This is a genomic window from uncultured Microbulbifer sp., assembly GCF_947489355.1.
In the GTDB taxonomy this organism is placed as follows: Bacteria; Pseudomonadota; Gammaproteobacteria; order Pseudomonadales; family Cellvibrionaceae; genus Microbulbifer.
This window is the reverse complement of the sequence record NZ_CANLDD010000044.1, coordinates 16,711-40,258: the sequence shown is the minus strand read 5'-3', so window position 1 is coordinate 40,258 and position 23,548 is coordinate 16,711. Positions and strand designations below refer to the sequence as shown.

19 protein-coding genes are annotated in these 23,548 nt (G+C 55.8%); 8 read left to right on the top strand and 11 right to left on the bottom strand.

Features of this window, described 5'->3' with window-relative positions; translation table 11 throughout:
* The first annotated feature begins 157 nt into the window (after window positions 1-157).
* Window positions 158-1,246 carry a PA0069 family radical SAM protein gene (locus Q1A48_RS15805; RefSeq protein WP_299946796.1) on the top strand — a complete coding sequence of 363 codons (1,089 nt, stop codon included), beginning with the start codon at window positions 158-160 and terminating at the stop codon, window positions 1,244-1,246.
* A gap of 52 nt (window positions 1,247-1,298) precedes the next feature.
* The gene (locus Q1A48_RS15800; RefSeq protein WP_299946793.1) at window positions 1,299-1,607 is read left to right on the top strand and encodes a GIY-YIG nuclease family protein; all 309 of its coding nucleotides are present in this window, start codon (window positions 1,299-1,301) and stop codon (window positions 1,605-1,607) included.
* A gap of 122 nt (window positions 1,608-1,729) precedes the next feature.
* On the opposite strand, the gene tmpT is transcribed toward Q1A48_RS15800, so the two are convergent.
* Together tmpT and Q1A48_RS15790 are read right to left on the bottom strand one after the other, a co-directional pair.
* The gene (tmpT, locus tag Q1A48_RS15795; RefSeq protein ID WP_299946790.1) at window positions 1,730-2,368 is read right to left on the bottom strand and encodes a thiopurine S-methyltransferase; all 639 of its coding nucleotides are present in this window, start codon (window positions 2,366-2,368) and stop codon (window positions 1,730-1,732) included.
* Between the two features lie 153 nt (window positions 2,369-2,521).
* Window positions 2,522-3,217: an SDR family oxidoreductase gene (locus Q1A48_RS15790; protein WP_299946787.1), complete on the bottom strand. Its 696-nt coding sequence runs from the start codon at window positions 3,215-3,217 to the stop codon at window positions 2,522-2,524.
* Window positions 3,218-3,271: 54 nt separating this feature from the next.
* Between Q1A48_RS15790 and Q1A48_RS15785 the strand changes: the two genes are divergently transcribed.
* The 4 genes from Q1A48_RS15785 to Q1A48_RS15770 all read left to right on the top strand — a co-directional run bounded on the left by Q1A48_RS15785 (window position 3,272) and on the right by Q1A48_RS15770 (window position 6,730).
* Window positions 3,272-3,592 carry a DUF3301 domain-containing protein gene (locus tag Q1A48_RS15785; protein ID WP_299946784.1) on the top strand — a complete coding sequence of 107 codons (321 nt, stop codon included), beginning with the start codon at window positions 3,272-3,274 and terminating at the stop codon, window positions 3,590-3,592.
* Between the two features lie 281 nt (window positions 3,593-3,873).
* Window positions 3,874-4,941 carry a saccharopine dehydrogenase NADP-binding domain-containing protein gene (locus Q1A48_RS15780; protein ID WP_299946781.1) on the top strand — a complete coding sequence of 356 codons (1,068 nt, stop codon included), beginning with the start codon at window positions 3,874-3,876 and terminating at the stop codon, window positions 4,939-4,941.
* A 356-nt stretch (window positions 4,942-5,297) separates the two neighbouring features.
* On the top strand, window positions 5,298-5,660 hold the full coding sequence (locus tag Q1A48_RS15775) for a phosphatase PAP2 family protein (RefSeq protein WP_299946778.1): 363 nt from the start codon (window positions 5,298-5,300) through the stop codon (window positions 5,658-5,660).
* Window positions 5,657-6,730 carry an MJ1255/VC2487 family glycosyltransferase gene (locus Q1A48_RS15770; protein ID WP_299946775.1) on the top strand — a complete coding sequence of 358 codons (1,074 nt, stop codon included), beginning with the start codon at window positions 5,657-5,659 and terminating at the stop codon, window positions 6,728-6,730. The genes Q1A48_RS15775 and Q1A48_RS15770 overlap by 4 nt, the downstream gene beginning before the upstream one ends.
* Window positions 6,731-7,008: 278 nt before the next feature.
* Here the strand turns inward: Q1A48_RS15770 and Q1A48_RS15765 are convergent, their stop codons facing one another.
* Window positions 7,009-7,911 (bottom strand): zinc metalloprotease, encoded by a 903-nt coding sequence (locus Q1A48_RS15765; protein WP_299946772.1) that lies wholly within the window; start codon window positions 7,909-7,911, stop codon window positions 7,009-7,011.
* 1,201 nt (window positions 7,912-9,112) lie between these two features.
* On the opposite strand from Q1A48_RS15765, the gene Q1A48_RS15760 reads away from it, so the two are divergent.
* Complete coding sequence (locus tag Q1A48_RS15760; RefSeq protein ID WP_299946769.1) at window positions 9,113-10,009, top strand: M90 family metallopeptidase; 897 nt, start codon at window positions 9,113-9,115, stop codon at window positions 10,007-10,009.
* A 58-nt stretch (window positions 10,010-10,067) separates the two neighbouring features.
* Here the strand turns inward: Q1A48_RS15760 and Q1A48_RS15755 are convergent, their stop codons facing one another.
* From Q1A48_RS15755 to Q1A48_RS15740, 4 genes are all read right to left on the bottom strand, one after another.
* Window positions 10,068-14,084, bottom strand: coding sequence for a translocation/assembly module TamB (locus Q1A48_RS15755; protein ID WP_299946766.1), 4,017 nt, complete (start codon window positions 14,082-14,084; stop codon window positions 10,068-10,070).
* Window positions 14,084-15,883 (bottom strand): BamA/TamA family outer membrane protein, encoded by a 1,800-nt coding sequence (locus Q1A48_RS15750; protein WP_299946763.1) that lies wholly within the window; start codon window positions 15,881-15,883, stop codon window positions 14,084-14,086. Before Q1A48_RS15750 ends, Q1A48_RS15755 begins: the two co-directional genes overlap by 1 nt.
* A 203-nt stretch (window positions 15,884-16,086) precedes the next feature.
* Complete coding sequence (locus tag Q1A48_RS15745) at window positions 16,087-16,464, bottom strand: hypothetical protein (protein WP_299946760.1); 378 nt, start codon at window positions 16,462-16,464, stop codon at window positions 16,087-16,089.
* Window positions 16,465-16,571: 107 nt separating this feature from the next.
* Entirely contained in the window at window positions 16,572-18,551 is a 1,980-nt protein-coding gene (locus Q1A48_RS15740; protein WP_299946757.1) for an acetoacetate--CoA ligase, read from the bottom strand.
* Between the two features lie 169 nt (window positions 18,552-18,720).
* Between Q1A48_RS15740 and Q1A48_RS15735 the strand changes: the two genes are divergently transcribed.
* Window positions 18,721-19,599 (top strand): LysR family transcriptional regulator, encoded by an 879-nt coding sequence (locus Q1A48_RS15735; RefSeq protein ID WP_299946755.1) that lies wholly within the window; start codon window positions 18,721-18,723, stop codon window positions 19,597-19,599.
* A 26-nt stretch (window positions 19,600-19,625) separates the two neighbouring features.
* Here Q1A48_RS15735 and Q1A48_RS15730 read toward each other — a convergent pair whose 3' ends face one another.
* The 4 genes from Q1A48_RS15730 to Q1A48_RS15715 all read right to left on the bottom strand — a co-directional run bounded on the left by Q1A48_RS15730 (window position 19,626) and on the right by Q1A48_RS15715 (window position 23,546).
* A complete protein-coding gene (locus Q1A48_RS15730; RefSeq protein WP_299946752.1) occupies window positions 19,626-20,099 on the bottom strand; it encodes a Dps family protein in 474 nt (157 codons plus the stop codon).
* A 312-nt stretch (window positions 20,100-20,411) separates the two neighbouring features.
* Entirely contained in the window at window positions 20,412-21,164 is a 753-nt protein-coding gene (locus Q1A48_RS15725) for a HesA/MoeB/ThiF family protein (protein ID WP_299946749.1), read from the bottom strand.
* Window positions 21,158-22,732, bottom strand: a complete 1,575-nt coding sequence (gene thiE, locus Q1A48_RS15720) for a thiamine phosphate synthase (RefSeq protein WP_299946746.1) — start codon at window positions 22,730-22,732, stop codon at window positions 21,158-21,160. Before thiE ends, Q1A48_RS15725 begins: the two co-directional genes overlap by 7 nt.
* A gap of 7 nt (window positions 22,733-22,739) precedes the next feature.
* Window positions 22,740-23,546, bottom strand: a complete 807-nt coding sequence (locus Q1A48_RS15715; protein ID WP_299946743.1) for a thiazole synthase — start codon at window positions 23,544-23,546, stop codon at window positions 22,740-22,742.
* Window positions 23,547-23,548 lie beyond the last annotated feature (2 nt).

Genomic DNA, 23,548 nt, shown 5'->3' with positions numbered 1-23,548 from the left:
TCGTTGTGTTAGAACCTCAACAATGCGAGCTTGCTCTTACAAATCAATAGGCTACATCCAAACGGGAACAGCCCCTAATGTAGCTCCCCAAAGAATAGCTTGCGCACAATACGGGCATCACCATAGACTGTACATGCATACAGTTAAGGTTGCGTATATGTCCGATAACAACAACGCCAACCCACCGCGCCACCACAAGGGGCGTGGTGCTGCCAGTAATATCACCGGGCGTTTTACCCATCATTCAAGCACCCGCGAGAGTGACGACTGGGCGGTAGTAGCCGAACCGCTGGAGCGCCTGCTCACCGAAGCTGTCGAGGAAAAGGCCAGATCGATCATTGCCACCAATCAATCGCCCGATATCCCCTTTACCCAGTCAATCAATCCTTACAGAGGGTGTGAACACGGATGTATCTATTGCTATGCCCGCCCCGCCCATGCCTACATGGATCTCTCACCCGGCCTTGACTTCGAGAGCAGGATATTCTTCAAACCGAACGCCGCGGCCCTGCTGGAGCAGGCGCTGCGCAGGCGGAATTACCAGTGCAGCCCCATAGCACTGGGCACAAACACCGACCCCTACCAGCCGCTTGAAAAAGAAAAATGCATCACCCAGGCATTAATCCAGGTAATGCAGCAGTTCCAACATCCGGCAACCATTGTTACCAAGGGGCAGCTGATCCTGCGCGATTTACCGATTCTTGCAGAGATGGCCCAGGACAAGCTGGTCCAGGTCGCAATTAGTGTCACCACACTGGACAATGCCTTGAAGAGAACGCTGGAACCCCGCACGGCGGGCCCGTCTGCCCGGTTGCGTATCATCGAGCAACTGAGCAGCGCCGGGATACCCACCACAGTACTCGCGGCGCCGATGATCCCGGCACTCAATGATTGTGAGCTGGAGGCTATCCTCACCGCTGCCCGCGATGCCGGCGCCGAGCACGCCGCCTACATTCTTTTGCGGTTACCTTATGAGGTGGCGCCATTGTTCCGCGAGTGGATCGCGGTACACTACCCGCAAAAGGCCAGACACGTTATGAGCCTGATACGGCAAAGCCGCGGGGGGCAAGACTATCAAAGCGATTTTTCCCAACGCCGTACCGGTACCGGGGTGTTTGCGCAGTTATTGCGCCGACGCTTTCATGTTGCCACCAAAAAGCTGGGCTTGAATGACCGCAGCCTGTCGTTAGACTGCAGTCGATTCCGGCCCCCACCCCAACCCGGTGAGCAGCGCGCGTTATTCTAGCGGCAGCAGATGGTATGCACTATAGATAGACTTTGAGCAGGTGGGCTATTGGATGGGTTGTTGGTTTGTCTATCTGATCCGCACGGGCAGCGGCACACTCTATACGGGAATCACCACAGACCCCCAGCGCCGCTTTGCCGAACACTGTAGCGGTGGCGCCAGGGCTGCCAAGGCCCTGCGCGGCAAGAGACCGCTCACTTTGGAATACCAGACCGAAACCCCGGACAAACCAACAGCACTAAAGCTGGAAAGGGCAATCAAGCGGTGGCCCAAGCAGAAAAAGGAGGGGCTGATTGCCGGCAAAGAGCCGCTGCCCCATGTATGTATCCTGTCAACCGGGAAGTCGCGGGACAAGAAGTAATTGGGCACCCTAAGCAACCTGGACGTAACCGCGCTTCTACATCAGGCAGGCTGTGGTGTCTCAGGGTAAAAAAGGGGGAAGAATCGACGCGGCCCTCTGGGGGAGGGTGAAATCCTATGACTCTATCTCCGGGTCAACAGCCACGCCACTTCCTGTGCTGGTACCCGCCCTTTCAATCCCCCAGGTACCTCACGCCGGCGAAGCATCCTCACATGGTAGGTTGCATCATAGCAATCAAAGACTTTCCTTGCGCTAACAGAGAAAGGCGGCCCGGAAAGCAGTGACTGCTCATACTCAAAGGAAATCAACAACTGCAGGGCAGTACCGGTTATGTCCATCAAGTGCCCGGTATACGCCTTGCGCATATCCGCAGGCAGGGCTACCAATGCCGCGCGGTCGTATATGGCATCCACGGTTCCCAGTAACTCTGCATTGAGATCAAATATATCGCCGACAAAAATAGTCGTGTTATCCCCGTGGTAGCGCTTAAGCCGATGCAACCGTTCGGTTTGTGATGTCACCCCCAGCTCTTGAAAGAGCTGCTTCACGGCCACCTCACTCAGTTCGGATCCAACTATGTTAAGCCCTTTGGATTTCAGCCAGCCGATATCCTGGGTCTTACCACAAAGGGGAAGAAACACACGGTTTCCACTGGACAATGAAAGTTCGGGAAAGAATTCCGCGAGCAGGGAATTTCCCGATTGCTCATGGAAACCAATGTCGTTCTTCTCCCACTTATCCAACCAGAATGTTTCTTTCATCGCACTCCCTCTGTCTGCGCCAGTATCATTCAGTTGGTGTCTGCTAGCAAACTCATTCGTTGCCGGGCAAAAGGGGCACTGTAACTGGCCCCAGTTCGGTTTGAACCCACCCCTGAACCCAGCTTACTTTCACAGGGATTTCAGTGGCGACCATCACCAGGGAATCTCGCAGCCATCGTAATCGTAAAAGCGGCCGCTGTAAGTGATATCTGCTTCCAGCAGAATTTTCTTTAGCCCGCCGACACTTTGCTCGGTGGCGATCAATGCCCCGGGCCCGCCCATTGCTGTTTTCACCCAGCCTGGGTGCAGCGCTATGACCGTGATACCCCGCTCGCGCAAGTCGATCGACAGGCTCTTGACTACCTGATTGAGCGCGGTTTTGGAGGTGCGATAGATATAGCCACCTCCGGAGCGGTTATCGGCAATACTGCCCACCTTGCTGCTCATCATGGCAATGACCTTATGGCCGCTTGCCGCCACATTGTCACAGAAGGTCTCCGACATCATGTAGGGCGCGATGGTATTGGACTCCAGCACCCGGCGCCACTCACTGCGATCCACTTTACCAAAGCGCACACCCTTGGGACCGTAATAACCGGCATTGTTGAGCAGGATATCGATAGGTTCACCCTTGAGCGCCTCGCCCAGGGAAAGCATTTGTGCCTGATCGGTCACATCGAGCTGGATCAGCTCTACCCGCGGGTGGGCATCCTGCAGGGACTTGAGTGCAGCGGCACTGTCCAGATCCCGGCAGCAGGCGAACACCCGCCAGCCATCCCTGGCGAATTGGGTGCACACCTCAAGGCCGATGCCGCGGTTGCTTCCGGTAATCAGTATGGTGCCGGACATTTCAACTCCTTCAATGTTATTCTTGGACAAAGCGATCATAGCAACTGTAAAGCAATGTATTACGCACCAAGTGATATCTTCTGGCTCCTCCTGCTCATTGCAGGCGCCTTCTATGTCTGGACAAGTATGGCGGCGAAGGAACAGGTACGTCGGGCGGCTGCCACGCACTGTCGGCAGTTGGGGGTACAGCTGCTGGATGACACCGTGATGCTGGTGCGAACCCGCCTGAAACGTGACAGACGCGGCCAGATAGCCCTGCAGCGCCACTATGAATTTGAATTTACCTCCACGGGGCAACATCGCTACTCTGGTGTGGCGGTTCTACACGGCCGCCGTATTGAACAGCTGCAATTGTCTCCACATCACCTGAGCTGAGTGGTCATATCACGGAAAACGCGCGCTGTATCAACATGCCCTCTTTTGGCGATAGAATCCCGCTGATTCGGTCTGCAGCGTCCCCCCTGAACGCAATAATTGCACCCAGACACGGACCAATATACCCTGCTATCTCCGGCAACAACTCAACTCAGCCTTAAAAGAATGATGCGCCCGGCAATCAGACCAATCGGGGAAGAACGACGGGCTTGGGGTGAATAGAGCTTTTCAGTTTACCCACTCTGGTATCCGTGAAAGACTGTACACAACAGGGGCGCTCTGTGAACAATAAAAATATTATGATCTACGGCGCTTACGGCTATACGGGCGAGCTTATCGCCCGCGAGGCCGTAGCGCGGGGCCACCACCCAATCCTGGCCGGACGCAATGCACACAAGCTGCAGCTTTTGGCCGACGAACTCAATCTGTCCGCCATGGTCATCCCGCTCGATGCGAAGGAAACCCTTGAACACAGCCTGCAAAGCATAGACCTGGTGATTCATTGCGCGGGCCCTTTCTCCGCCACTGCCGAACCGATGATGCGTGCCTGTATTAACGCACACACCCATTACCAGGATATTACCGGCGAAATCACTGTCTTCGAGACCGCGTACAGCCTTGGGGACAATGCCCGCACGGCTGGAATAGTCCTGTGCCCAGGTACCGGTTTTGACGTGATCCCCACAGACTGTCTCGCCGCAGCTCTGCACACAGCCATACCCTCGGCTACACATCTGGTTCTGGGATTCGATTCGGATTCGAGTTTCAGCCCAGGTACGGCAAAAACAGCCATAGAGGGCCTGGGTATTGGCAGTGCGGTGCGACGCAATGGAAAGATCCAGGTAACCCGGCACGGACAAGTGACTCGTCGGATCGATTTTGGACGGGGCACTCAATCCGCCGTTGCCATCCCCTGGGGAGATATCGCCACAGCCTTCTACTCTACCGGCATTGGCAACATAGAGGTCTATATTCCTATGCCTCCAGGGCGGGCAAGAAAATTACAGTACCTCAACGCATTCCGCTGGCTACTGCGCAACAACCGGGTGCAAAACTGGCTCAAAGCAAAAGTCAGTAAATCCCTGCGGGGACCCAATGAGACCTATCGCGCAAAGCACAAAACCTGGATCTGGGGAGAAGTGCGTAATGATCGCCGCGGCGAGCGCAAGGTAGGTCGTCTGGTTACTGCCAATGGCTATGACGTCACCGTTTCCGGCGCACTGGCGATTATGGAATTTCTGCTCGATTATTCCGGCGATGGTGGCTATTTCACGCCCTCGGCACTCTGTGGTGCCGAGCTGGTGGAAAAATTACCAGGCTCCAGCGCCCTGGAAATCACCAGCAGTTAATCCAAACCCACTTTTCCCTGGATATGGCAGGCGGGATTTTTTCCTCTGGCATCTGCCATTCCTATCTTCTTCTGCCTTTTAACCCCACGGCCTGAAACACCTGCAGGTTGACGTCATTATTTTTCACTTTCCAAGGTTTCACTGTTCTGACATCAATCGGTCAACTCCGTGTAACAAATCATACTTAAGTTTGCGGCATGCGCGGCTTATCGATGAATCTAAAGAGTCTTGATGTGTCACTGGTGCTGTACATGATGGAGCGGGCGTCTCGCCCTCACTCGCACAGACACTTTCTCTGGCTATCCAGGTCTGGAGATGGTTGGCTATCCGTATCGGTAGTGGGAAGTTACATCGTCTTGAATACTGCCATTTCGGTGTTTATCGCAGCGTGCGCCGCAGTGACTCTGGAGCGCTCCCTATATTGGGCCATTAAAAATACCACACGGCGGCTACGCCCGGCCCAGGCAATTCCAGGCATGCACACAACCATTGTGGCTTTTGATCGATTCAGCCTGCCCTCTGGGCATACTTCCGCCGCTTTTCTCTTTATCACATTTATGTGCCAGGGAATCAGCCCTGCATGGGGTTTGGGGTATATTTGGGCCCTGGGCGTGGGCGCTGCCCGGGTGAGCCTGGGTGTGCATTACCCTTCAGATGTGTGTGCCGGTGCCATGCTCGGCACTAGTGTTGCACTTATCACGGTTTCTGCCCTGTTATGAAAATACTCTATGGGGTCCAGGCTACAGGTAACGGACACATTGCCCGTTCCCGCACCCTGGCCAAGGCGTTAGAAAAGTATCCGCAGATACAAATACAGTGGCTCTTCTCCGGTCGACCGCGGGAAAACCTATTTGGAATGGAACCGTTCGGGGATTTCTGGTGGCGTAGAGGTATGACCTTTGTACACCGCAACGGCAAGCTAAAGAGCCTCGCAACCCTGAGGCAATTGCGCCCACTGCACTTTGGGAAGGAAATTACCGAGTTACCGGTGACTGGCTTTGATGTCATTATCAGCGATTATGAACCCATTACCGCCTGGGCCGCCAAAATCCGTAAAATGCCCAGTGTCGGTATCGGCCATCAGTACGCCTTTCTCCACTCGATACCAATGCCGAGATTCAACTGGCTATTCCACACCATACTGCGGTCTTTTGCCCCCACTAAAAAAAGTCTTGGCTTGCACTGGCACCATTTTGGCAACCCAATACTGCCGCCCATCGTCCCGCCCCAGCGAGAACCGGATGCGGATGCTGGCGGGCATATTCTGGTTTACCTGCCCTTCGAAGATCCGATCCCGATGCTTGAGGCGCTGTCCAGGATTGACCGCCAGTTTATTGTCTACGGGATAGCGGACGGGCTGGCCGCGGCAGACAATATCCGGCTGAAAACGCCTTCGACGGTAGGCTTTCAGCGGGATCTGGCCAATGCCAAGGCGGTGATTTGCAATAGCGGATTCGAACTGCTTGCGGAAACCCTGGCCCTGGGTAAGCCCATACTGAGCCGCCCCCTCGCCTATCAATTCGAACAGGAGGCCAATGCCAAAGCTCTGGACCAGTTGCAACTGGCGAAAGTTGTCAAACGTATTGATGCCGACAGTATCAATGCCTGGCTCCACGCCCTCCCCACGCCGCAGCGTATTCAGTGGCCCAATGTAGCGGAAGCCATCGCCCAGTGGATAGCCGATGGCTGCAAACAGAATCCCGCGGAACTGGCCCGGTCACTCTGGCGCCAGGTGACCCCTGCTCCCACCGAGAGCCCAACACCTACCTATGGGAAGAGAATACGTTAGAGTCTCCGACCTACCGCACTATACTCCCACCTGCTGCTTTTATTCACTGCTTCTCTACCCGCAAAATGATTGACACAGGCTTGTCACTTGCCTTAGCGACTGGTGCAAATTGCAAGCAACTTTGTATTCTCAACACCTATTTTTTATATCGACTCATATAAAGATCCAGAATACTGAAACATTTTACATTTTGAGTAAAAAAGCACTTCCCTGTGCTGGTTTTTATTCCTTTTTATTAAATCCAGAGACTATTTCAAAAGCACACATTGAACAGCGCTTTACAGGCCGCGATAAAAACTGCTCTGCTGGCTCGCACGAGTATTCTGCCCTGCTGTGAACTGGAACATACAGGAGTCATCTGTATAATCCATGAAATTGAATATCGGATCCACGCCTGCCGATCCAGGGCAGGAATCGCGGCCCACCGGGCAACCGAATGCGGGAGAGGCTTCCGCCGGTGTATCCGAGACGAAATCACCGGGATTATTGCAGCCGCCCTGGAATGTATGGTAAAGACCGAGCCAGTGACCGACCTCGTGTACCAGTGTGTCGCCTTCGTTATACGGCGATGCACTACCACCGGGTAAAGATCCCGTGAGTATAACCACACCATCGTTAACCGGGTTGGATGGATAACTGCTTGGGAAGGTTGCCCAGCCCAAAAGGCCTCTGCCGATATTGGCCACATAAACATTCAAATCCGCCGCACCCCCAACGCGCAGGGAAGATTTCATCGAAGATTCAGCACCGGAACCTGGAGTGACATTAAACCAACTATTATTTGCAGTTGTGGTAGTGGATACCAGGTTGAAGGAAAATGCCGTAGCAGAAAATCCTGAATTCAGCACATTCATCTGATTGTTGATTTCAGCTTGAGTGAGCGCCCCATTCCCTGCACTATCTGTAATGACATGAAAATACACATTTACAGTCGCCGGAATAAGCTGTTGGGAATAACCTCCGTCAGGGACGAACTTCTGGCGCAAACTGTTGAAGTATTGCTCCTGTAATTCAGCCTCTTCCTCACTGGGATGCTCGGTACCGCAATGGCGCAATATGCCCTCCGTCGACTTGTCCTTTGCAACAGTATCAGCAGATGCAGAAAATGAGAACAATGAAATAAGTAGCGACCCCAAAATCCATAGACTGCGATAGGAGATATTTTTATTGAAAGTTATCATGGGTAGTTTTTTCCTAAACCGAAATTTCCTTATATTGCCGCCCTTTTTCATTGGACAGCATCAATTTCCTGGCAGGCTGTAACGACAATCAATAGCGAAACCATACAGACAAACTTACAAACCAATCGCTGCAAGCTAAAACCAGTGGAGGCCATGAAATACAGGAAGGCTCGTCTATTTGCATCGACAGCCCAGCACGAAAGGTGAACAGATTGAAAAAACCGATAAATTCACCCAATTGGGCATTGCAAACAATCAGCCTGAGAGGTCCGCAAAATATAAGACCTTAGAAGGCAAACACAATAAGAAAACTTGATTTTTTATAACCAGATCACAAATAAATTATTTCCATTGTTATAAGGTGTCGCAAAAAGCGCTCTAAGATCCAAAAATACAAACAACAGACAGTTTATAATACATACCAATAAATGAAATAATTGTCAGACCAATTACTCAAGAAATAACTTATCAGCCAGTCATATAACGTATTTTTACTTATTGGTAAATCATTTAAATAATCTCCTTCTGGGATAAATCTTACTTTTGCGCTAAAAGACTGCTTTCAGTAAACAAGGGCTGCATAGAAACCAGGACCTACCACTAAGACAGGGAGAGGGGCATGCTTTCCTTCCGACCTGGTGGCAAGGCGGTTGTTCACAGAGACAGATTTCAAATTGCCTGGAGCAGGCAACCTGGCCTTTAGATTTTATCCCGGTGTCTGCGATCAAAATTGCCTTCTCAGGACCAACCGCTACTTTATCTGTAATCCACCCAAAGTCATAACACCAGTTTAAGACCCCACCAAATACACCATTTTATAGCTCCCCCATTGAAGCCATCTATGGTCTCCCAGCGTTTTAGCATCACAAGACGGCTTCTTTCAGGAACACCATGACTAACCAAGCCGTTAATGGCAGATAATACAACGAATTTTCGTTGATTTCGGCCTGAGAGGTTGCCGGGGAAAAGTAGGGTAGAAATCGAATTTCAACACCTCGTTAAGGTAATGAATCATGGGGGGCTGCCTCGGGGAAAGGCCATACACCATTAGACGGTATTTTGTACTAGCCCGCCGGATTCAATACACCAAGCTTGTGCTTAATAGCAGGATAATTAAAATCAATCCTCGGAGTCAGATCTGATTTGCTACCGGCCTGGACCTCTTTGTTAAAACCGGCAGCGCCTTTTATTGTAAAGGGTCATGCCCGACATGATCCGTGCCAGCCCAAATAACGGCAAGAGTGCCTGTATGACCGTTTTCCTCGCCATCATTCTTCTGGCTCTGGCCGCTTGGTTAGTCCCTTTCTTCTACAATCGCTGGCGCCTGAACTACCGTCGCGCCAAACCACTGAGTGACAAGCAGCTGCAGCTGCTTGGGCAAACACTGCCTCTTTACCCTTACCTGAACCCGCAACAGCAGGGGGAATTGCGGGGAAATATCGCCCTGTTTCTACACGACAAGACATTTGTCGGCTGTGAAGGATTGCAGATCAATGAGAGAATGAAAGTGACCATTGCCGCCCACGCCTGCCTGTTGCTGTTGGGGCGCAAAAATGAATGCTATCCCAGTCTCTACACTCTACTTCTCTATCCGAATACCTATGTCGCACGGGAAACAAAACGCGAGGGTTATATCGAAACCGCCAAACACAGTGTGCGGGCGGGAGAGGCCCATTACCGCGGTCCCGTGGTATTGTCCTGGGGTGACCTGGAGGAGAATTTGCAGTATCCCGACAGGGGACACAATGTGGCCCTGCACGAGTTCGCGCATAAAGTGGATGAGGAGGATGGCCACTTCGATGGCCGCCCCTTGTTCGAACGGGCCGGTGAGGGGGCCAACTGGGCCGGGGTGATGAACAGGGAATTTACCCGTCTGCGCCGGCGGGCCCAATTCGGCAATCTGGCTGACGAAGCGCCCTCAGTGCTCGATCTCTACGGCGCCCAGTCACCCGCGGAATTCTTCGCGGTGGCCACAGAGACCTTCTTCACCATTCCCGTGGCGATGCAGAAACTGCACCCACAATTGTATGGGGAGCTGAGTCATTTTTACCGGTTGGACCCTGCAACCCTGATGAGTGGGAAACCTACCCCTGTTTAGCCAGTTGATATCCAGGAATGTACCCTTCTTTTACCCCCCCTCAAAGCGGCTTGCAGATTTAATACTCCTTTTTCCAGTGTAACTCCACACTGCCAGAGCCACTGTCACCTTCATCCGCGGTTTGGAATTGCAGGTTGAGATTCTCCCGTAATTCGATTTGCATCTCCGCCTGCCAGGGGCTGAGGGGGTCGGTACTGCGTTGCAGCTCCACATATATCCGGTTGGTGATATATTTGCCCAGGCTCAGGGCGTACACATCCCCCTCGTCGCTGTCTTCCTGCTCAATATCGAGCGTATCGAGTCGCAGCAGTTCGCGGGTTTTGGCCACCGGGTCCAACACGGTGCGCCCGGTCTGTAAGCTTCGCACAACACTCACCAGACGGACGGCCTGTAGCGGCGAAATATTCGACAGGGATTTGCCAAAGAGTAATTGTGCCAGTATCTCGTCCTGAGAAGCTGCTGGATTGGAACTGAAGGTGATATCCAGGTCTGTGGCACTACCGGAAATCTGCGCGGTAATTTCCCCATCGCTGTACTCATACACCCCCGCCACTGAGACAGCCACTGCATTATTTTCGAAGCGGATTTCCCCTTCCTGCAAGTCAAATTTCTTACCGAGCAAATCAAAACTGCCGCGCACTATGGTCAACGCTCCCGACGCCGCTGGCCTGGCGGCAGTGCCGTGGATATCCACCAGACCGCGCAGCTGTGAATTGAGCCCGAGGCCGCGCACATAGGATTGCTGATCCAGCACCACCTCGATGCCCAGGCCGATCCTGCGCAATAGCGACACCGAAGGCGTCACCCGGGCTCCGCCCGCCTGAATCTCCACCACCCGAATTTCCGGTATACTGCTGCCGATCCACTGCTCTATCTGTAGCGACAGGGGGCGCAGAACAAGGCGGCCTCGCATCGCCGCATCCTCCGTCGTACCTGACAGAGCCACATTGCCAGATATAGCACCGCGCACTGCCGGAGTATTGAGCAGATGGGCACGCGCCAAGTGCAAAACCAGATTGAACTCTGGCGGCGCCCCCACAGGCAATAGCACCGCACCGTCGAGATGGATTGTCCCCCCGTCACCATCAGTGGCACTGCCGCGTTCAATACGCCACTGCCCCGGAAGCAGGCGGACATAAAAATCGATATTGGCAATGCGGGTATGGGTCGGGCGATGTTCGTAACTGCCAGCACGCATTTCTATCGCCCCGGTCAGGTTGGGATGCGCAAAAGTCCCCTTGCTATCCACGGTAAAATGCACAAGACCGCGTACATTGTGCACCCTTGGATCGATAAACTCCCCCACCACAGACAAATTTGCAGTGCCCCCACCAGTCAATAGCAAAGGCATCGCATCCGGGGCGCTCTCCACCGGGTTATTGGAGAACAGGTGGGCAAAAATGGGCGTAATCTCCAGTTTCGCCCTGCTGTCAATCGCCTGGCGACCGCCGTGCTCCCCAGTCAGGTTTATCGACAATGCGCCCTCTTGAGTACCCCACTCCAGCAACAGTGTGAATGGCTGTGCCCGTATGCGCCCCTGCGCTCGTCCTGGCGCCTCCCCGCTGATACGCAACTCCCCCTGCAACTGTGGATTCTGCGGGCTGCCGTTAATAGCGGCAAACAAGCTGATATCACCGCGTTCGGGCATATCCACCGATATCCTCGGCGAGAGGTCGGCAAGCGCTGCCCTGCCCTGTAGCTGAAAATCCAGTCGCTGCTTATTCAGGCTGCCATGGGCGGAGAGCTGGTTGCGACCCGCCCACAACAATTCCAAACCATTCAGAATCCAGCGGTTATCGGCGTAGTCCAGCTGGCCCTGCAATTGCCAGGGCTCCCGGCTATAGTCCCCCTGGGCGAAAACAGTGCCCCGCACTTGCGGATAAGACAGAGCCCCCTGAATTTCACCATCCAGGCTCAATGCGCCTTTGAGGGTATCGGGCAGGGTCAGGCCCACAACACCTACCAGAGAAATTGGCAGGTTGCGCGCACTGAGGTTGACGTCGATGCGACCCTGCATGGGTTCGATGACCCCTTCGGCTTCCAGCAGGGCCATTCCCTCCCGCTCCAGGCGCTGTGCCTCCTCGACCAAAGACATCAATGGGTTCTGGCTCTGGGCAGGCTGCCTGAAACCCTTCTGCAAACCCGGTATTGTGGCGGGCATCTGTGCGCCGGGGGACTGCCCCTGGTCGAAACGATGCACTGTGTTATTGGCGAACATCTCAAGGCGGAACCCTTTGAGGTCAATCTTTTCCAGATTACCGGTGGCATCGCCTTTCAGGGTGTAGTCATACGCGTGGATTCGACCCCCGGACTCCAGACTGGCACTGACGTGCGGGTTGGACCAGGGGCCCTGTACCGCGACTGCCCCTTGCATGCTGACGGTCATATCCTCGGCCATACCCAAGCCGAGGTCTTGCCCGGGGTCGAGGGCGCGCAGGTCAATTTCGAGTTGCACATTCAGCGCTTTAGCGTCAATCCCGATCGTGCCGCCGCCGTGGATATTCAGTTTGTTCCCCACCAAAGCGAGATCCCTGATGATCAGTTCCCGCCGATTGCCATGCACCCCGATATTCAGTTCACTGTGTAGATTGCGGTATACAGCGGCAACCCTCAAAACCCCCTCCAGGTCGGGGTTTTGCCAGGGCCCCTGCGCCGTGACCTGCAACTGGTGCAGGCTGGCGGATAATCCCGCCGGTATTTCCACCCTGTCCGTATAGGGCAATGCAGCCATCAATCGACGCATTTCCTCCACAGCCAGCTCCGGTACGACAGCGGTCAGGTTCAGGGTTTTGCTTGTGGTATCAACCTGTCCTGTTGTCACCATGCGGACGCCTGCAAAGCTCAGCTGCACTGATTCCAACTGGATAGTGCCCCGCCGGGTACTCACCCGGCCAGTCAGGCCCAAAGGCTGTTCCCGATAGCGGCTGCGCAATTGCAGTTGGCCGGTGACATCGGGCTGCATCCCTGCGCCGGTCAGTTTGAGATCGGCACTCAACCAGCCGCTGTGCAACACGTCCTGCCAGGGGCGCGAGAGCGTGACCGGCAAACGGTTGAGGTGCAGGTGCGCAGAAATATTTTCGGTGCTGAAGCTGCCGGTAAGGCTGTTGCGCCTGCTGTCAACGTATAACAGGATACCCTCGGTGCTCATTCGCCAGGGCGAGCGGCTGATTGCCAGACTGCCGGTTAAGCCCAGTTTGTGCCGGGAGAAAGGGGTGGTGAAGGACTCGACATCAATCTGTAACCGCTCGTCGCGCCTGCGCAGGGAAACTACACCGCTGGCATTGAGCTGCTGCTGTTCGGGCAGGTGTAACCGGCGGCTGACAAATCCCCGCGCATTTTCATGGACGGAGACATCCAGCACAAACCGGCCCGACGGCTGCTCCCGTCCCTTCGCAATCAATTGCAACTTACCGTCGTTGACTGCTCGCACGACCAACTGTAACTGCGCGGGCTGGCCTTCCCATTGGTACAGGGCGCTGGCGTACACGGAAACTGCGGGAATTTCAGGTATTTTGCTGTGTATCAGCTGCAGCCGCCCACACTGTAATTGCCCCAGACGCACGCCCGGCAGCAGAGAGCCCCAGGCCTCAACCTTATCGGGATCACGCTCCAACCCCGCAGTCTGAACAGTGTCCTGCCCGGTCTGGGTCAGTTTGAGTAATTCAGTCAGTACATCGAGATTGATCAGAAGGTTTTTGGCAGCGATGCGCTCAATGTCAATCGGGTCACGGGAAAAGCGCTGTAGCTTTAATTCCAACTGGTGCGCCTCGGCGAGGGTCTTGCGTTTGAACTCTATCCTGAGGCGATCGACAAACCAGGCCCCCAGGCTTTCACTGCGCATCCCTTCGGCCTCGATACGGAGACCCGCAATCACCTGCTCCGCACCGTAAAAAGCACCGCGGGTCAAGCTGACCCTACCGTGCTCCGTGCCCAGGAGATATCCCAATGGCAACAGGATCAAGAGGCACAAGCCCGCCACCTGAACACCCCTGGTACCAAGCGCATGCTGCAGTCCGCGCAGTAATGCCCACAAGCCACGGGCGAATCCAACAACGGTCGCGCGTAACTGTGGCATCAAAATGCCTGCCCCAAGCTGATATACACCTGGTAGCTGTCATTCACACCATCGCGACGGTCCAGGGGAAATGCCAAGTCAAAGCGAATGGGCGCGAAAGAAGTAATATAACGCACACCAAAACCCACACCCCAAAACAGGTTGGAAAAATTCGGGCTCGGGTTCTCGTAGGCATTGCCTCCATCGAGGAACACTACCCCGCCCCAGGTTTCACTAAAGTGAAAGCGCCCTTCGAGTGAGAGCTCACTGAGCCCCCGACCACCGATGGGATCGGACAGCGTTTCGCGTCCATCGGCCCCAATCTCAACAATTCTCGGTCCCAGTTCCTGATAACCGTAGCCGCGAACCGAGCCACCGCCGCCGGCATAGAAACGCTCATCGGCGGGCAATTCCAAATTGGAGGCGCCGACAATAGCCCCCATTTTAAGCCGCACTGCCAGAGTCGGCTGATAGCGCGCCGCATTCACCGTTTTATAAGCGGCGACCTGCAGGATATTTTTCAAAAAGGCACTGCTGTTATTATTCAAATCCAGGTAGGGTTTTATCTCCAAAGCGGTAATGGCACCACGGCGTGCATCCAGGGGTTTATCGGTGGTGTTCAGCTTGTATCCCAAAGGGAATGCCAGCAAACGGTAATTCTCATCCTGCCCCTCCTCTTCAAGGGTGAGACCCGCTTGCTCATCCACGCGGCTGAATTTCAGCTCCGCCCCGGCACTCACGGTGCGGTGCTTACTGAGCTTGCGCGATACCTTAGCGCCCAGTGTAACCGCCCTGGCGTGATAGGAGTCTACATCTTCACCGGTCAGAGCGAGACTTGCAGTCAAGCGCTGTCGGTCCCGGAGAAAGCGCGGCAGAGTCAATTTACCTTTCAGTGACTGTTTCACCCGATTGATTTTGCTCTCTATCTCGAATTTTTCCCCGCGGTGAAATACATTGCGATGTTCCCAACTGGCGGATATCCCCGTGCCCTCATCAGAGGTGTAGCCCACCCCCAGAGTTATGGTGCGGTGATTGCGCTCTTGCACAATAAAAGTGATATTCACCAGTCCATTGTGGGGCTCCGACACCACACTGGTGACATTGGCAATCAATTTGGTGCGCAACAGGCGCAGTTGCGCCGCATCGAGCTGACTGCGATTAAAACAGTCGCCGGGAAGAATACTCAATTGATCCCGCAGGTAATCCTCCGCAATGGAAACCGCCCCCAATATATGCACTGCACCCACCCTGACTTCCGGACTTGGGGCAACGCGATATACCAGCCCCGCAGCGGCTTCCCGGTGCAGTATGGTGGCCTGATAACTGACATCCACATTCAGAAGACAGGCGTTTTCATTGATATACCGGGTAACCGCCTGAACCCCCTCTAACACCCCACTGGCCAGAAGCGGGTCTCCAACGGCAATGGGGAGCCCCCTCAAGCCTGAGCGCAAACCCGGAGGCATTTCGACATCCACACTTTTGATACGATACTGGGGGCCCGGTGTGACCCGATAGACAATCCCCCCATTTGCCACAGACTCACGCACAGTGGCGTCATAATAACCCCTGGAGCGCAGCAGCTTTTCGAGATTGCCGCGCTCGTAGCGGGCAATATCGCGGGGGTCCTCATAACTCTGCAAGGTACTGCTGTTTTCCCGCAACGCTTCCAGTGCCTGACGCAAGCTACCCTGCAGGGTGGAGTCCCCCTGCACACGCAGGGCAAATCCCGGCAACTGGTTGAAAAACGGATTGGCAACCGTCCCCTGCGAGGGCAGCAATACACAACCGACGAGCAAAGAGACAAAGAGAATTCGCAAAATAGTGATCCGTTCTCTACAGCGGTGACTCCGCAAAGCGCGGGGTATCCGTCCCGCCACTTCCGATTTCTCTCCGCTAGAGGAATCCGGTAGGGGAAATAGAGGGTAATAAACTGGCAGCGGGAATCAATGCCGCCGCCAGCCGGCGGCAAACAGGTAGGAAGCGCTCTTTATCCGCCGGATACAGTGATTTCCAGACGGGTTTATGGCTGGGTAGTACTAGGGCCGCCAAGCAACGGATTGCAGTCCTGAATAATCACCCGCCCCTCGAGAATATTTCCTCTGGAGTACTCAGTGAAAATACATTGATTGGTGTTGGGATCGTAGTTTTCGATCCATAGGTTGTCCTCTTTCCAGGTAGCCCCAATATGCCGATACCCCTCCGGCACAGAGATTCGCATAACGCCGCCAAAGCGTTTCACAAACACCTGCTCGTAGTGGAAATAATAGGCCAGCCATCCAGCCAGAAAGAACACCGCGGCCACGATAGCGCCTATTTTCAGGCTGCCCATACGGCTGCCCAGATAAAGAGGGAGAATAACCAGGGCGATAACCGCCGCCCAGTAGAGATAGGTAACCATGTCTGTTCTTTTTCCGTAACTATTGTGTATAACCCTTGGGCAAGGGTAGCGCAGAACCGGTGCAAACAAAATGGCGCCCGCTCAACCGCCCCTGTCCCCGCAAAGCTTCAATCTTCCGCCAGCGCCGGCAACTGCACGAATAACTCCAGCGCCTCGGGGTTGGCCAGTGCCTCCCTATTCTTCACTGCCTGGCCGTGCACCACATTGCGCACTGCCAATTCAACAATTTTTCCGCTGATGGTGCGGGGAATATCCGCCACCTGAACCACCTTGGCCGGTACATGGCGGGGCGTGGTGTTGGCGCGAATGGTAGTGCGGATTTTCTGTATCAGCGCCTCATCCAATTGCACACCATTGCGCAGCACCACAAACAGTACCACGCGCACATCGTCGTGCCACTGCTGGCCAATGCAGATACTGTCGAGCACCTCTTCCACTTTTTCCACCTGGCGATAGATCTCTGCAGTACCAATGCGCACACCACCGGGATTGAGCACCGCATCAGAGCGCCCATAAATAATCACACCACCGTGTTCTGTGATCTCCGCGTAGTCTCCATGGGCCCAGACGCCGGGCCAGTGCTCGAAGTAGGCGCTGCGGTATTTTACCCCTTCGGCATCATTCCAAAAACCAATCGGCATACAGGGGAAGGACCTGGCACACACCAGCTCGCCCTTTTCAGCGGTCACCGCTTTACCCTTGTCGTTCCAGACTTCCACCGCCATGCCCAGGCCGCGGCACTGCAGCTCGCCCGCGAAGACCGGCAGGGACGGGTTGCCAAGGGCAAAGCAGGAAATGATGTCGGTGCCACCAGAAATGGAAGACAAACAAAGGTCTCCCTTGATCTCCCGATACACATAGCGAAAGCCCTCGTGGGCCAGGGGGGAACCGGTGGACAGCAGTGCGCGAAGCTTTTCCAGCCTGTGGCTCTCCCGCGGTTTACAGCCACTCTTCTCCAGCGCGGCAATATATTTGGCACTGGTGCCGAATACGCTGATGCCCTCTTCATCCGCCATATCCCACAGGCACTTTGCCCCCAGGTAAAACGGCGAACCGTCAAACAGCACCAGGGTCGCACCGGAGGCGAGGCCACTCACCAGCCAGTTCCACATCATCCAGCCGCAGGTGGTGAAGTAGAACAGCGTGTCCTCGCGCCGCAGATCGCAGTGCAGACGGTGCTCTTTCAGGTGCTGTAACAGGGTGCCGCCGGCACCATGCACAATACACTTGGGGACACCGGTGGTACCGGAGGAGTACATGATATACAGGGGGTGATCGAAGCCGGTCTGCACAAAGGCGAGCTTGGACTCGGGCGCCGCAGTTTCAAACTCCTGAAGTAGCACGGCCTTATCCACGGGCCGCGCAGCCAGCACCCCGGCCGTCTGCTCTTGAGTGCGGGCGACGGGTACCACCACCAGTTTTTCGATGGAATCGATACGGGCAACAATTTCCCGCAACCTCGGCAGGGAGTCAATCACCTTGCCATTGTAGAAATACCCCTCGCAGGCAAACAGCACTTTTGGCTCCACCTGCCCGAAGCGGTCAAATACCCCATGGATACCGAAATCCGGGGAGCAGGAGGTCCAGATGGCACCGAGACTGGTGGTGGCCAGCATCGCCACCACGGTATCGATGACATTGGGCATAAAGCCTGCCACACGATCCCCCTGCACCACACCCTGACCAGCCAGAGCGGCGGCGAGGCGCTCTACCCGCCGGTATAGCTCTGCATAGCTGAGCTGGCGGCGGCCGCCGTTTTCAAGGCGCTCAACCAGGGCCGGCTTGTCATCGCGAAAGCGCAGCAGGTTCTCGGCAAAGTTGAGCCGGGCACCGGGAAACCACCGGGCTCCCGGCATGCCGTCGGACCCGAGCACCGCATCCCCGCGCGCGCTGGCGAGCACCCCGGTGAAATCCCACAGGTCGCTCCAGAAAGTCTCGCGCGCCTCCACCGACCACCGGTAGAGCGCACTGTAATCACTCAGTTTCAGCTGGTGTCTTTCATTGACCCAGCGGCGAAACGCTTCCATCTGGGTGGCGGCAATGGCCTCGGGGCTCGGTTGCCAAAGGGGTTGTGCGGTGTCCTTCATCTCAGCAGACCTTATGCATTCACAATTCTCAGCGTTTGTTCGCGTTTCGCTCAGCGCGAAAGCAGCCATCATGCCTTGCCCGGCAGATTTAAACTATTTTAATCTTATAATGGTTTATTAAAAAATATTAAAGTCCCCTCGAGGTTGCTCGGGGTGGTCTGGAGTCCCCGTGAGCGCAACCATCAAGCAACTGCGCGCCTTTACGGCCGTGGCGCGCAGCCGCAGCCTGGCTGAGGCCAGCGCGCAGTTGCACCTCTCCCAGCCGGCCCTGTCTGTGGCTATTCGCAATCTGGAAGCTACCGCCGGTGGTCCCCTGTTCAGCCGCGATGGCCGCCAGCTGGTCCTGACACCCGAGGGACGGGAATTTCTCTCCCGTGCCGAGCAGTTGCTGCACAGTTGGGACCAGTCTCTGGATGCCATACAGCAGCGTTTTCGCCTCCAGCGCGGACAGCTACAGCTGGCGGTGATTCCGGCTTTTGCCCTGAACCGGCTGCCAACACTACTGGCGAAATTCCACCGGGAGCATCCGCGCATCGATATTGTTCTGGAGGATGTGGTGATGGAACGGGTGGTGCAGTCAGTGCAAGAGGGTCGCGCTGAACTGGGGATCTGTTTTCGCCCGGACGATTTGGGCGGTATGGTGTTCATCCCTTTCGAGCGCGACCGGTTTATCGCCGTAACGCCAGCGGTACATCCATTGGCCGGGAAGAGCGCTTTGCAGTGGCGCGACCTGGCCGCGCATCCGTTTATCGCAATGAACCGGGGATCGGCTGTGCGTCGCTGGACAGAGGAAGCCTTTACGCGCTGTGGCCAGGCCGCCCGCTATATTTGTGAGGCCAATCAGCTCAGCACCATCGGGCAACTGGTCCGCGCGGGGCTGGGCGTCAGTGCCGTACCGCGCCTATGTGCGGCCCAGATGCAGGAATACGGCTTGCATTGCCACACCCTGTCGGCACCCATGGTCTCCCAGGATGTGGGCGTCCTCCTGAAGGGCCGCGGCAGCCTCTCGGCACCGGCGCAAGCCTTTTTGCAGTTGGTCAGTGGCTGATTGTCACAGCGGCACAGGCAGGGAGATCACTTGCTGCTGGTCGCCCGCAGCATCCAGGCCGTTTTCTCATGCACCCGCATGCGGTCCGACACCAGCGCGATGGTGGATTCATCATCCCCCTTCTGGGCAGACTTGAGCACATCACGACAGGTTTTAATCACCCGTTCGTGGCCTTTGGTCAGGATTTTCACCATATCCTCCGCAGCAGGAATTTCCACAATTTCCTCAATGGAACTCAACTGGGCAAATGCCTGGTAAGTGCCGGGAGCGGCAACCCCCAGGGTGCGGATGCGCTCGGCAATATCATCGACGGCATCAGCCAGTTCGGTGTACTGCTCCTCGAACATCAGGTGTAACTCCCGAAACAGAGGCCCTGTGACATTCCAGTGGAAATTATGGGTCTGAAGATACAGTGTGTAACTATCGGCCAGCAGGTGCTTGAGACCAGCGGCAATCTTTTCCCGGTCCTTTTCGTCGATTCCAATATCGATTTTCTTCATAACTACGCGCCTCTTGTGCAGATGGAGTTGGCTTGTCTCAAAACCCCTAGTGTATTCAAAAAATCACACGCCCATTGAATCAGGTATCAGACACAGGCATGAAATATGTCCGAATAAAGAGGTGGAGGTTGCCGTAGGGATCCGCTGGTGTACTGGCAAACCCTCTGCCAGAAAGAATATCATGACAGCAAGGACAAGAAATACTTTAATGCCCAAACTTATGTCACCGGGATACCAGGGCAAAGCCCCCTTCATACACCGACGCTTTGCAATACGGTTTACCTCTGCTCTGCAACCAATTCGCAAGCCGGGTTAATCATTGCCACAGATGGGGCAGTTTTCCTGCCTTTGCAGTTGCAGGGATTGCAGCCCCAGGGTTTCAGCTTCCACCAAGTGCAGTTGATTGAGGCTGGGTACGGGCAGCCCCAGCAACCATTTCATCGCCTCCAGCGCCTGCATACTGCCAACCATTCCCAGCGCCGGACCGATCACACCTGCGCTGGCGCAGTTCTGCACTGCGCTGCGCTTTTGTGGCGGAAACAGACAGGCATAGCAGGGATGCCGGTTTCTGGAAAAATCAAAGCTGATCAGTTGCCCGGAAAATCCCTGTACCGAGGCCATCACCACAGGGCATCGGGCTGCCCGGCAACTGCGGTTGATCACATGGCGGATTTCCAGGTTATCGGTACAGTCGAGGATCAAATCCACCTGACCTGCCTGTTGCAGCAGCCAGGACGCATCTGCCATCCGGTTGTGGGGGTGAATTTGTATTGCCGGATTGGCCGCGGTGAGTTGCTGGGCGGCTACCTGCGCTTTGGATTTGCCCAGGTGATTGGTTTTATAGACCACCTGCCGCTGAAGGTTGGAAAGATCAATACAGTCGCCGTCCACCAGATGTAATGTGCCAATACCGGCGGCAGCGAGATACAGGGCCGCCGGACTGCCGAGGCCACCGAGGCCAATCACCATCAAGCGCGCGGCAGCCAGCTTTCGCTGTCCTTCTTCCCCGACCTGGGGCAACAGGATCTGACGGCTGTAACGCTGTAATTCCCTGGCACTCAGCATGGCAACCCCGTCGCGGACGCCGCAGGGACCCCGCCCTCTAAAGCGGTGCGCAGCTCTGCTACCGCCTGTACATAATCTTCCGCCTTGGTGATGGCACTGACCACGGCAATACTGCCCACACCGCTGGCGGCAACCTCGGCAACACGCTGCAGGTTGATACCGCCGATCGCTACCAGTGGGTAATTCGGCAGAAGTGCCGCCATACGGGCGAGCTTTTGCGGCCCCTGCAGTTGTCCGGACATGTCTTTGGTACCGGTGGCATAGATAGCGCCGAGCGCCAGGTAGCTTGGGCGATATCGGTAGGCCAGCAACAGTTCGTAAAAGCCATGGGTGCTGATTCCAAGCTTCAGACCCGCCGCCCGGATCGCCGCCAGGTCAGCTGTTTTCAGATCTTCCTGCCCGAGGTGAACCCCGTAAGCGCCGCATTCAATCGCCAACTGCCAGTAGTCGTTGATAAACAGCCGCAGTTGATGGCATTTGCCAATCTCCACGGCACGCGCCACCTGCGCGCGCAGATCGCTGCCGGGATGTTTGATCCGCAGTTGCAGGGTACGCACACCCTGCTCTGCGAGCCGCTGCACCCAATCCACAGAATCCACCACCGGATAGAGCCCCAGTCGGGTACTGTCGGGCATGGCAAAACCCTGCACAAATGTTTGCGCAGCGGCATCGCAATCTAATGCATACGCTTTGGCACGGTCTTCCCCAGGCAGCAGCACCTCGGGAAAATCCCGCAGCTCCAGGGGCCAGCCACAGTGCCCCACCGGCCCCGCGCCCGCGCCGATTCGGTCGCTTTCAGCGAGGCGCAGGCCCCGCTGCACATAGGCTTTTCCCAGCACGCAGGCGTCCCGCAGTGGATAGCCCAGCGCTCGGCAGGCGGCAATGGCCGAGGAGAGCGTACAGCCAGTGCCATGGGTGTTGTTGCCCGGTACTGCCCTGCCAATAAACCAGTCGGTTTTTTCACCGTCCCAGAGTAAATCGGCGATTTCCCCAGGGCGCAGTTGCGTATGCCCACCGGTGACCAATACCGCGCCGCAACCCTTTGACCGCAATTGCCGCGCGGCGCCATTGAGGGCTGCAGCATCGGCAAGGGCGCTTTGGCTTAACCACTCCAGTTCGTAGCGGTTGGGGGTAATCAGGTCGCACAGTGGCAGCAGGTGTTCGAGCACTTGTGCCGCGATAGGCTCTTCGGTCAGGCCGGCACCGCTGCTCGCCACCGCAACCGGGTCGTAAATGACCGGGATCGGCCTTACCTGCTTGAGGGCACGCAAGCATTCTGCAACCGCTAATACCTGCCGGGCGTTGGCCAGCAAACCTACCTTGATTGCCGCCGGAAACAAATCCACCTGCAGGGCTTGCAACTGGGCTTTCAGCACCTCTACGGGCACGGCGTTAATCGAGGCAACTGCACAGGTATTTTGTGCGGTGTTGGCAGTGATGGCTGTGCAACCGTGACAGCCCAGATCGGCAAATGTCAGCAGGTCTGCCTGTATACCGGCGCCGCCGCCCGAGTCGCTGCCGGCGACACTCCAGACAATCGGTTTGTTCGTCAAGGCTTCCTCTCGCATCAATAGGTTATCCTTGCGGCAGAGGTTCGCCCTGCTGCCAGAAAGGCATATCCAGTGTGGGGGTACTCGGGCTGGCGGTCTGGCGCTTGAGCATCAGCCCGGCATTGAACGCCGCGCGCCCCGATTCTATGGCGAGTTTAAATGCCCCGGCCATCCCCACCGGGTCCCGGGCCCTGGCAATGGCGGTATTCAACAGCACCGCATCGAAACCCGCTTCCAACGCTTCGGCTGCCTGCGACGGGGCACCGATGCCAGCGTCGATGATCAATGGCACACCGGGCAGGCGCTCGCGCAGCATGTGCAGATTGTATTTATTCAAAAGCCCCTGGCCCGTGCCGATTGGCGCTCCCCAGGGCATCAGTACTTCGCAGCCGACATCCAGCAACTTTCGGCACAGCACCAGGTCATCGGTGCAATAGGGCAGTACTTTAAAACCCAGATTGACCAGTTCGCGCGCCGCTTCGACCAGGCCAAAGGGGTCCGGTTGCAGGTTGTAGTCATCGCCGATCACTTCCAGTTTGAGCCACTCTGTATGGAAAATCTCCCGCGACATCTTCGCCAGCTCCACCGCCTCGCGCGGCGATTTGCAGCCAGCCGTATTCGGCAGTAACTGGCAACCGGTTTCACGCACATAATCCCAGAATACATTGTCGCGCTGCTGCGCCGGGTTTTGCCGGCGCAGTGACAATGTGATGATTTCTGATGCAGAAGCGCGCACCGACTCCCGCATGATTGCCGGCGATGGATACAGTGCGGTACCCACCAGCAGGCGGCTGTTAAATTCCCGGCCGTAAAGCGCTAACGGATCACTCACAC